The sequence below is a fragment of the Nocardia sp. NPDC004722 genome (assembly GCF_053601505.1).
The window spans coordinates 1-10,122 of record NZ_JBSGBY010000304.1 but is presented as its reverse complement, the minus strand read 5'-3'; the positions used below and the strand labels follow the sequence as shown (position 1 = coordinate 10,122).

Below are 10,122 nucleotides of genomic sequence, written 5' to 3'. Positions count from 1 at the left end.
GTGACGGCTCCGAAATCTCCGGGTCGTGTTCGTGACGCGATGGTCACGCGGCCGCAGGCGGGTGGGGTGAAGGTGACGTTGCCGGACGGGAGTGTGGTGGAGGCGCCGAATGAGCGGGCGGCGGAGGCGGTGCGGAAGGCGTTGAGCCAGGTGGGGACGCCTTATGTGTGGGGTGGGGAGCAGCCCGGGGTCGGGTTGGATTGCAGCGGTCTGACACAGTGGGCGTATGCGCAGGCGGGTGTTTCGCTGCCGCGGCTGGCGCAGGAGCAGAGGTTCGGGCACCCAAGGATCGGTCCAGGGGACTTGATGCCGGGCGATCTGGCGGTGTGGAGCGGGCACGTGGCGATGGTGATCGGGAACGGCCAATTGGTGGAGGCCGGTGATCCCGTGCAGATCGGACCGATACGAACGGAGAACTCGGGCATGCGGTTCCTCGGTTTCTACAGGCCCACGGCATGAGCGCGGGGCCTGTCTCATGAGCGCGGAACAGGTGCCGGCGGTGACGACGGCGGCGTCCGCCAATCGCTCGGGCACGGTGACGGTGCGCGCCACCGACCAGGGCATGCCGGTGGAGATCCAGTTCGAGCGGGGCGAATACCGCTACGGCGCACAGGCTCTGGCCGACGAGATCCTGCGGCTGACCAAGCGCTCGGCGATGGTGGCGCGGTCGCGGCGGCGCGAGCTGCTGGCCGAGGCGGGCGTCCCGGAGGCGGTGCTGGATCGGCTGGGCCTGCCCACCCGGCACGCGGTGGTGGACGAATTGGATCGGCTCGACGAGGCCGATACCGGACAGACCAGTTGGCTGCGGAATTCATGATCCGGGCCACGCGGAGCGGTTGGAACGCGGCGGCGCGGGTATTCCGGCCCCGGGCCGGAAGGAGCTCACGATGAGTGCTGAGATGGATGCGCTGCTCGATCGCGTGAACCAGCAGTTGGCCACGCTGGAGGCGACCCTGCACGGATTGTCGCAGGTGCGGGCCCGTTTCAGCGCCGAGGATCGGACGGTCACGGCCGAGGTCGACGCCGATGGCGCGCTGACCGGACTGTGGCTGGCCGAATCCGTGACCTCGCGTTCTCCGGCGGAACTGTCGCGGCTGATCCTGTGGGCGTGCCAGCAGGCGGCCATGGAGGCGACCGCGCAGCGCGCCCGAATCGTGGCCCGCTTGAACGAGTCCCTGAGTCCCGGCGAAAAGATTTCGGGAAGCATTGGGGGCAGCCCGGATAGTGCCTGACGCGACGACTGGATAGGCTCTCCGTCATGGCTTCTGGAGACATCGTCCCGATCGCACTCGGCCTGACCAAAGGCGATCTTGTCACCCTCTGGGCACCCCGCTGGCGAGACGGCGACGATGAGTGGCAGGCGTTCCTCGGACACGAGGAAGACCTGTACGGTTTCGAGTCCGTCGCCGAGCTGGCGGCGTTCATTCGTACCAACTCCGAAAACGACCTGGTGGATCATCCCGCGTGGAAGATCATCGCCGGTTTGTCGGCGGCCGAACTGGAGCCGGAGGAGCAGTACGTCTTCGATCTGGTCGGCGTGCCCGAGCTGGCCGCCGACGACCCGGACCCGGAGGTGGTCTCCGAGCTCGAGGAGACCCTCGAGATGGTCCGCAATATCGGTGACGTCTGCGAACTCGACACCGTCACCAAGTTCTTCGGCTCGCATCCGGTGCTCGGCGCGCTGCCCGGCGGCGTGAGCGCCTTCCTCGGCCGCGAGGGCGAGGAGCTGTGGGACCAGATCGGCGCGGCCATCGCCAAGGACTGGGAGAAGGTCATCGACGCCATCGACTCGGTGGTGACGATTCCCGAGGTGGACGCCGACGCGGTGTCGGTCGCGGAGGCCGAACTGCTTGCGGCGCAGGAGAACATCGTCGACGCCGAGGACGCGGCCGAGAGCGATGACGACGAGATCGAGCCCGTCGACCTGGACGAGGACGAGGAGGACGACGAGGAGCTGTCGTTCTGGCACGAGGTCGGCATCGACCCGGTCCAGATCATCACCTCCGAGGGCACCTTCTTCACCCTGCGCTGCTACGTCGACGACGAGCCGATCTTCCTGGGCAAGGACGGCAGCATCACGGTCTTCGGTTCCGAGCGCGCCCTGGCCCGCTACCTGGCCGACGACCACGACCACGACCTGTCCCGGGTGAGCACCTACGGCGAGGTCCAGACCGCCGCCGTGGACGGCTCCCTCGACGTCGAGGTGGACGAGGAGAACGTCTACGTCCTCCCCGGCCTCTCCGAGGACCTGGCCACCGGTCCCAAGGCCGTCGACACCGACCAACTCGACCTGGCGGTCGAGTTGTTCACCGACGCAGCCGATTACGCCGAAGACGACTCCGTCGAGTCCGCCCTCGCCGTTTCCACTCCCCTGGGCTGGTACGTCTCCTACCTGCTGAACCCGGACCCCACCCGGATGGCCCCCAATCCCCCGTTCGAGGCCGAGTCCGAGTCCTGGAAGGCCCTCGAAGCGGCCTTCGAGTCCCGTCTCGAAAAAGCCTGACCTGAAACATGATTCGGGCCGCACCTACGGGTGCGGCCCGAATTGTTCTGCGGGACGGATTATCCCAGCAGGACCGCGTAACCCGGCTTGATGACCTCGTCGATCAGGCGGAGGCGTTCGGGGAACGGGATGAACGCCGACTTCATGGCGTTGATGGTGAAGCGTTCCAGGTCGGTCCAGCCGTAGCCGAAGGTCTCGGAGAGTTTGAGCATTTCGTTGCTCATGGTGGTGTCGCTCATGAGGCGGTTGTCGGTGTTCACCGTGACGCGGAAGCGCAGGCGGGCCAGCAGGTCGAAGGGGTGCTTGTCGATCGAGGGCACCGCGCCGGTCTGGACGTTGGAGGACGGACAGAGTTCCAGCGGGATGCGCATGTCGCGGACGTAGTTGGCGACCACGCCCAGTTTGGGGCCCTCGGGTGAGTCGGTGATGTCGTCGGTGATGCGGACGCCGTGGCCGAGGCGTTCACAGCCGCAGAAGGCGACGGCCTCATGGATGGACGGCAGGCCGAAGGCTTCACCGGCGTGAATCGTGAAGTGCGCGAGGTTGGCTCGCATGTAGTCGAAGGCGTCGAGGTGGCGGCTGGGCGGGTACCCGGCCTCCGCGCCCGCGATGTCGAAGCCGCCGACGCCGCGATCGCGCCAGCGCACGGTGAGCTCGGCGATCTCGCGGGAGCGGGCGGCGTGGCGCATGGCGGTGAGCAGGCAGACCATGCGGATCGGGGTGCCCGCGGCGGCCGCGGCCGCTTCGCCCTCCCGGAATCCGGCGATGGTGTGCTCGACCACCTCGTCGAGGGTGAGGCCGTTCTCCAGGTGTTGTTCGGGCGCGAAACGTACCTCGGCGTAGACGACGCCGTCGGCGGCGAGGTCCTCGGCGCATTCGCGCGCCACCCGGCGCAGGCCCTCGGGGGTCTGCATGACGGCGACGGTGTGCGCGAAGGTTTCCAGATAGCGTTCCAGGGATCCGCTGTCGGCCGCGTCGCGGAACCAGGTGGCCAGGGTTTCGGCGTCGCCTGCCGGTAGCTGGTCGTAGCCGCAGGCGTGGGCGAGCTCCAGCACGGTCGCGGGGCGCAGCCCGCCGTCCAGGTGATCGTGCAGGACCGCCTTGGGAGCCTGGCGGATCGAGGCGAGAGTGAGGGGCGTCGGTCCAGTCATGTAGCAACGTTAGCCGCATTCCCGTTCTGCGGCAGGGTGGTTGATGCGAGTCACCCGATAGTTCGGTCTGTCGTTGCCCTCACGTTGCTGATTGGTCGATCAGCGGGCCGACCGGTCGGCTAGCGGGCGCAGGCCACGCCCGTCCCGTTCGGGTCGAGGTAGGCCGAATAGCCGGGCTGCCCTTCGTAGATGGGTCCGCCGCCGCGCTCCCACACCTGCTCGCAGCTGCTGTAGATGGGGTCGGGCTTGGCCTTCTTGTCGGCCTTGGGCGGGGTGGCGTCGCCCCGGGCCAGCGAGTTGGGTTCGTAGCCGCCGGAGTCGCCGCCACCGACATTGTCGGCCGGATTGGCCTGCGCGACCGCCGCGGTCGACCAGCCCACCGGTGCGATGGCCCCCAGCGGCATGACGATGCCGAAGACGCCCAGCGCCGCGAGGGTCGCGGCGCGAGCCCGGAAATTGCGTGTCTGCTTCACGATCCCAGGCTAGGCCGATTCGGGCGAAGCGGTCAGGCGGTGATGCGGCCGAGGATGAGTTGCTGCGGCCGCGGCTCGGCGTCGGCGATCGTGAACGAGTCGCGCAACAGCTCCAGAGCCGCCGGGAACGCCTCGGGCGTATCGGTGTGCAAGGTCAACAGCGGCTGCCCCGCGGCGATGGAATCGCCTGGCTTGGCGTGCATTTCGATGCCCGCCCCGGCCTGCACCGGATCGCCTTGCCGGGCCCGGCCCGCCCCCAGCCGCCAGGCGGCCAGCCCGACATCGAGCGCGTCCAGCCGGGTTAGCGTCCCGGCGGCGGGGGCGCGCAGAGTTTCGGTATGGCGGGCTTGCGGCAGGGCCGCGTCCGGGTCGCCGCCCTGGGCGCGCACCATGGCCCGCCACTGGTCCATGGCCCGCCCGTCGGCGAGCACGTCGGCGGGGTCGATATCGTCGATTCCGGCCTGGGCCAGCATCTCCCGGGCCAGCGCGAGGGTGAGGTCGACGACGTCGGCGGGGCCGCCCCCGGCCAGCACGTCCAGGGATTCGCAGACTTCGAGGGCGTTTCCGGCGGTGTGGCCGAGCGGGGTGTCCATGGCGGTCAGCAGTGCCACGGTCTCGACTCCGGCGTCCGTGCCGAGTTCGACCATGGCGGTGGCGAGTTCGCGCGCCTGGTCCAGCTCCTTCAGGAACGCCCCGCGCCCGACCTTCACATCCAGCACCAGCGCCCCGGTGCCCTCGGCGATCTTCTTGCTCATGATGGAGCTGGCGATCAGCGGGATGGATTCCACCGTCCCGGTCACGTCGCGCAGCGCGTAGAGCCGTTTGTCGGCGGGCGCGAGGTCGGCCCCCGCCGCGCACACAACGGCCCCGATCGCGGGGTCCGCCAGCAGTTCCCGCATCCGTTCGACCGGAATGTCGGCCTGCCAGCCGGGAATCGCCTCCAGTTTGTCGAGTGTGCCGCCGGTGTGGCCCAATCCGCGGCCGGACAGTTGCGGCACGGCGGCCCCGCAGGCCGCGACCAGCGGCGAGAGCGGCAGCGTGATCTTGTCGCCGACACCGCCGGTGGAGTGCTTGTCCACGGTGGGCCGCCCGAGATCGCTGAAGTCCAGGCGCTTGCCCGAGTCGATCATGGCCTGGGTCCAGCGCGCGGTCTCGCGGCGTGTCATGCCGCGCCACACGATGGCCATGGCGAGCGCGGACATCTGCTCGTCGGCCACCTCCCCGCGGGTGAACGCGTCCACCACCCAATCGATCTGCGCGTCGCCGAGTTCACCGCCGTCGCGCTTGGCCCGAATCACGTCCACCGCCGAGTGCACCGTCACGACCTCCACCCTGGCACGCGTACCCCGGCACTTCCATGTAAAACCCGGTGCGCCACGAAGATCAGGAGTTATAGCGGTCCGGCACCGACGGTCAGAGCTGACCGGCGCTGAGGTCGTCGGGTCCGAAGGAGTCCGGCAGCAAGGTGTTCAGCGGGACGGCGCCCTTGTGGTGATCTACGAGCAACTCGCCGCCGCCGTGCTCGAGCAGGATCTGCCGGCAGCGCCCGCAGGGCATGAGCACGGCGCCTCGGGAGTCGCAGACGGAGACCGCCAGCAGGCGCCCCCCTCCGGTCGAAATCAAGTTACCGACCAGTACACATTCGGCGCAGAGGCCCAAACCGTATGAGATATTTTCCACATTGCAGCCGCTCACCACGCGGTCGTCGGCGGTGAGAGCCGCCGCGCCGACGGGGAATCGGGAGTACGGGGCGTATGCCCCTTGCATAACCTCAAATGCCTTGTAGCGCAGGGCTTTCCAGTCAATTTCCGACAATTCGGACCATCCTCCTATGGACGTGACCGTACCCGCGTGATACGCGTTTCGCATGGTCGCGAAAATCAGGAAAGGCAAACCTAACTCACAACAATTTGGTCCAACGAGCGGCACGCCGAATTAGTTCCCCCTCAAAGCTGGGTTTAGAGTTCACGACAGATCGGTTCAGGTTCCCGAAGCGGGTCCTGCTAGCACTGCCACCGGACTGCTGAAGCACTTGTAAAAGGGCACGGATTCCGCTTGTGAGCAGGTGGTTTCAACAGTCCTCAGGCTCCGCGCCGGATCTGACCGGGTCCATCGACGACGTTGGAGGCACCGCACTCTATGACCACGCTAGAAGCTCCGGCGGCCAAGCCGAAGCGGACCCTGTACCGAGGCGACCCCGGCATGTGGTCCTGGGCTCTGCACCGCATCACCGGCGTGACGATCTTCTTCTTCCTGTTCGTCCACGTCCTCGATACCGCGTTGGTGCGAGTCAGCCCGGACACCTACGACCACGCGATCGAGACGTACAAGAACCCGCTCGTCGCCATGATGGAGATGGGTCTCGTTGTCTGCGTGCTGTTCCACGCGTTCAACGGCATCCGCATCATCCTCATCGACTTCTGGTCGCAGGGCCCGCGTTACCAGCGGCTCATGCTGTGGATCGTGCTCGCGATCTGGATCGTCGTCGCCGGGGCCGGCGTCGGACGCCAGTTCTTCTACCTGCTGACGAAGTGAGAGCCGACATGACCGCACCCATTCTCGGCAAGTCCTACGACCGCCCCGCGTCCCTCGACGCCCCGCGCGCTCCGCGTCGCCAGTCCGGCAACAACTTCGAGAAGTACGCCTGGCTGTTCATGCGCTTCTCCGGCCTGCTGCTGGTCGTGCTGGTGATCGGCCATATGACGATCATGCTGATGCTCGACGGCGGTGTGCACCGCCTCAACTTCGCGTTCGTCGCGGGCCGCTGGTCCTCGCCGTTCTGGCAGATCTGGGACCTGACCATGCTGTGGCTGGCGCAGCTGCACGGCGGCAACGGTGTCCGCACCGTCATCGACGACTACGCGCGCAAGGACTCCACCCGCTTCTGGCTGAAGACGGCGCTGGTCGTGTCCATGATCCTGATCATGGTCACCGGCACCTACGTGATCTTCACCTTCGACCCCAACATCAGCTAAGGACTGGCTACCTCGAATGAGTGAATCCCGACCGATTCAGGAACACCGCTACGACGTCGTGATCGTCGGTGCCGGTGGCGCTGGAATGCGTGCGGCGATCGAGGCCGGTCCCCGGGCCCGCACCGCCGTGCTCACCAAGCTGTACCCGACGCGCTCGCACACCGGTGCCGCGCAGGGTGGCATGTGCGCCGCGCTGGCGAATGTCGAAGAGGACAACTGGGAGTGGCACACCTTCGACACCGTCAAGGGTGGTGACTACCTGGTCGACCAGGACGCCGCGGAGATCATGGCCAAGGAGGCCATCGACGCCGTGCTCGACCTGGAGAAGATGGGCCTGCCGTTCAACCGCACGCCCGAGGGCAAGATCGACCAGCGTCGCTTCGGCGGCCACACCCGTGACCACGGCAAGGCCCCGGTGCGCCGCGCGTGCTACGCCGCCGACCGCACGGGCCACATGATCCTGCAGACGCTGTACCAGAACTGCGTCAAGCACGACGTGGAGTTCTACAACGAGTTCTACGTGCTGGACCTGATCCTGTCCGACGGCCCCAACGGCCCGATCGCGACCGGCGTGGTGGCCTACGAGCTGGCCACCGGCGACCTGCACGTGTTCCACGCGAAGTCGATCATCTTCGCCACCGGTGGTTCGGGTCGCATGTACAAGACCACCTCCAATGCCCACACCCTCACCGGTGACGGCATGGCGATCGTGTTCCGCAAGGGACTTCCGCTGGAGGACATGGAGTTCCACCAGTTCCACCCGACAGGTCTCGCGGGCCTGGGCATCCTCATCTCCGAGGCCGTGCGCGGTGAGGGCGGCATTCTCCGCAACGCCTCCGGTGAGCGCTTCATGGAGCGCTACGCGCCGACCATCAAGGACCTCGCGCCGCGTGACATCGTCGCGCGCTCCATGGTTCTGGAGGTCCGCGAGGGCCGCGGCGCGGGTCCGAACAAGGACTACGTGCTCATCGACGTGACCCACCTCGGCGAGGACGTCCTGGAGGAGAAGCTCCCGGACATCACCGAATTCGCCCGCACCTACCTGGGTGTGGACCCGGTCAAGGAGCCGGTGCCGGTCATGCCGACCTGTCACTACGTGATGGGTGGCATCCCGACCCGCATCCGCGGCGAGGTGCTGCGCAACAACACCGACATCGTTCCCGGCCTGTACGCCGCCGGTGAATGCGCCTGTGTCTCCGTGCACGGCGCGAACCGCCTGGGCACCAACTCGCTGCTGGACATCAACGTGTTCGGTCGCCGCGCGGGTATCGCCGCCGCCGAGTACGCCCAGCGTGCCGAGTTCGTGGACATGCCGGAGAACCCGACGCAGATGGTGCAGGACTGGCTGTCGCTGATCCTGTCGGATCACGGCAACGAGCGGGTCGCCGACATCCGCACCGAGCTGCAGAACTCCATGGACGACAAGGCCGGTGTGTACCGCACCGAGGAGTCGCTGAAGTCCATGCTCGAGGAGATCCAGGTGCTCAAGGAGCGCTACTCGCGGATCACCGTGCAGGACAAGGGCCGTCGCTACAACAGCGATCTGCTCGAGGCCATCGAGCTGGGCTTCCTGCTGGAGCTGGCCGAGGTGACGGTGGCGGGTGCGGTGAACCGCAAGGAGTCTCGCGGCGGCCACGCGCGCGAGGACTACCCGGACCGCGACGACGTCAACTTCATGCGCCACACCATGGCGTACAAGACGAGCCCGGACCTCATCTCGGATATCCGGCTCGACTACAAGCCGGTCGTGCAGACCCGTTACGAGCCGATGGAGCGTAAGTACTGATGACTGCTGTCGCTGAAACGCCGCAGAAGCCGGCTCCGGTGCCGGACGGGTCGACCATGATCACGGTCAAGATCGCCCGCTTCAACCCGGAGGACGGCCAGGGCCAGCACTGGGACGAGTTCAAGGTCCCCGTGCTGCCGACCGACCGCTTCCTGAACGTGCTGATCTACATCAAGTCCTACCTGGACGGCACGCTCACCTTCCGCCGCTCCTGCGCGCACGGCGTGTGTGGCTCGGATGCCATGCGCATCAACGGCGTCAACCGCCTGGCGTGCAAGATCCTCATGAAGGACATGCTGCCCAAGGGCAGCAAGGAGCTGACGGTCACCGTCGAGCCGATCCGCGGCCTGCCCGTGGAGAAGGACCTCGTCGTCGACATGGAGCCGTTCTTCGACGCGTTCAAGGCGGTCAAGCCCTACCTGATCACCAAGGGCAACGAGCCGACCTACGAGCGCATCCAGTCCCAGCACGACCGAGCCCGCTTCGATGACACCACCAAGTGCATCCTCTGCGCCTGCTGCACCACCTCCTGCCCCGTGTACTGGAGCGACGGCAGCTACTTCGGCCCGGCCGCGATCGTGAACGCGCACCGCTTCATCTTCGACAGCCGCGACGAGGCCGCCCGCGAACGCCTCGACATCCTCAACGACGTCGAGGGCGTCTGGCGCTGCCGCACCACCTTCAACTGCACCGACGCCTGCCCCCGCGGCATCGAGGTCACGAAGGCGATCCAGGAAGTCAAGCGCGCCCTCCTCTTCACGCGCTAGGGACAACCCGACTCCGAGATCGAATCTCGCAGGCCGCCCGCATCTTCGGATGCGGGCGGCTTTCGTATAACCATGGACGGATCGGGGAACTCGACGGTGCGGTCTCCGCGTTTCCAGTTCGGAAGGCAACAGCCCGGGTCTCGCCGGGCGCGCACGTAGAGGAAAGTTCAGTGATCTGCTTCTTCGATCCGGCCCACGGTCCGGCTACCAATCAGGTGCTGTGGCAACCGCAGTGGGGTGTGGCCCGTTCCGTCGAGGTCTGCCAGTTCTGTGCGCAGCGCATCCAGACCACGCAGCCGCCGTTCTATCAGCCTGTGCAGCAGGGGTATCCGCCGCAGCCGGGGTATCCGCCTCCGGGATACCCGCAGCAGCCGGGTTACCCGCCGCAGCCCGGGTACGCTCCGCAGCCCGGGTATGCGCCTCAGCCGGGGTATCCGCCGCAGCCGGGGTACGCTCCCCCGCCGCCG

Annotated in this window: 13 protein-coding genes; 9 read left to right on the top strand and 4 right to left on the bottom strand. The window is 67.2% G+C overall.

Annotated elements, in window-relative coordinates; all coding sequences use genetic code 11:
* The 4 genes from ACWELQ_RS26515 to ACWELQ_RS26500 all read left to right on the top strand — a co-directional run.
* Positions 1-459 (top strand): C40 family peptidase (locus tag ACWELQ_RS26515; RefSeq protein WP_452399758.1); only part of this gene is annotated, 459 nt, incomplete at its 5' end.
* Between the two features lie 16 nt (positions 460-475).
* Complete coding sequence (locus ACWELQ_RS26510) at positions 476-817, top strand: hypothetical protein (protein ID WP_452399757.1); 342 nt, start codon at positions 476-478, stop codon at positions 815-817.
* Between the two features lie 70 nt (positions 818-887).
* The gene (locus ACWELQ_RS26505; RefSeq protein ID WP_452399756.1) at positions 888-1,232 is read left to right on the top strand and encodes a YbaB/EbfC family nucleoid-associated protein; all 345 of its coding nucleotides are present in this window, start codon (positions 888-890) and stop codon (positions 1,230-1,232) included.
* A 26-nt stretch (positions 1,233-1,258) separates the two neighbouring features.
* Positions 1,259-2,503 (top strand): primosomal protein, encoded by a 1,245-nt coding sequence (locus tag ACWELQ_RS26500; protein ID WP_452399755.1) that lies wholly within the window; start codon positions 1,259-1,261, stop codon positions 2,501-2,503.
* A 59-nt stretch (positions 2,504-2,562) separates the two neighbouring features.
* Here the strand turns inward: ACWELQ_RS26500 and ACWELQ_RS26495 are convergent, their stop codons facing one another.
* From ACWELQ_RS26495 to ACWELQ_RS26480, 4 genes are all read right to left on the bottom strand, one after another.
* On the bottom strand, positions 2,563-3,654 hold the full coding sequence (locus ACWELQ_RS26495) for an adenosine deaminase (protein WP_452399754.1): 1,092 nt from the start codon (positions 3,652-3,654) through the stop codon (positions 2,563-2,565).
* 119 nt (positions 3,655-3,773) lie between these two features.
* Positions 3,774-4,127 carry an excalibur calcium-binding domain-containing protein gene (locus ACWELQ_RS26490; protein ID WP_452399753.1) on the bottom strand — a complete coding sequence of 118 codons (354 nt, stop codon included), beginning with the start codon at positions 4,125-4,127 and terminating at the stop codon, positions 3,774-3,776.
* 32 nt (positions 4,128-4,159) lie between these two features.
* Entirely contained in the window at positions 4,160-5,443 is a 1,284-nt protein-coding gene (locus tag ACWELQ_RS26485) for a thymidine phosphorylase (RefSeq protein ID WP_452399760.1), read from the bottom strand.
* Positions 5,444-5,540: 97 nt separating this feature from the next.
* Complete coding sequence (locus ACWELQ_RS26480) at positions 5,541-5,942, bottom strand: cytidine deaminase (RefSeq protein ID WP_379366322.1); 402 nt, start codon at positions 5,940-5,942, stop codon at positions 5,541-5,543.
* 324 nt (positions 5,943-6,266) lie between these two features.
* Between ACWELQ_RS26480 and sdhC the strand changes: the two genes are divergently transcribed.
* The 5 genes from sdhC to ACWELQ_RS26455 form a co-directional block, all read left to right on the top strand.
* Entirely contained in the window at positions 6,267-6,662 is a 396-nt protein-coding gene (sdhC, locus tag ACWELQ_RS26475) for a succinate dehydrogenase, cytochrome b556 subunit (RefSeq protein WP_452399752.1), read from the top strand.
* An 8-nt stretch (positions 6,663-6,670) separates the two neighbouring features.
* Positions 6,671-7,102 (top strand): succinate dehydrogenase hydrophobic membrane anchor subunit, encoded by a 432-nt coding sequence (locus ACWELQ_RS26470; RefSeq protein ID WP_452399751.1) that lies wholly within the window; start codon positions 6,671-6,673, stop codon positions 7,100-7,102.
* Positions 7,103-7,136: 34 nt separating this feature from the next.
* The gene (gene sdhA, locus ACWELQ_RS26465) at positions 7,137-8,888 is read left to right on the top strand and encodes a succinate dehydrogenase flavoprotein subunit (protein WP_452399759.1); all 1,752 of its coding nucleotides are present in this window, start codon (positions 7,137-7,139) and stop codon (positions 8,886-8,888) included.
* Positions 8,888-9,655 carry a succinate dehydrogenase iron-sulfur subunit gene (locus ACWELQ_RS26460; RefSeq protein ID WP_452399750.1) on the top strand — a complete coding sequence of 256 codons (768 nt, stop codon included), beginning with the start codon at positions 8,888-8,890 and terminating at the stop codon, positions 9,653-9,655. Before sdhA ends, ACWELQ_RS26460 begins: the two co-directional genes overlap by 1 nt.
* A 170-nt stretch (positions 9,656-9,825) precedes the next feature.
* Positions 9,826-10,122 (top strand): hypothetical protein (locus tag ACWELQ_RS26455; RefSeq protein ID WP_452399749.1); only part of this gene is annotated, 297 nt, incomplete at its 3' end.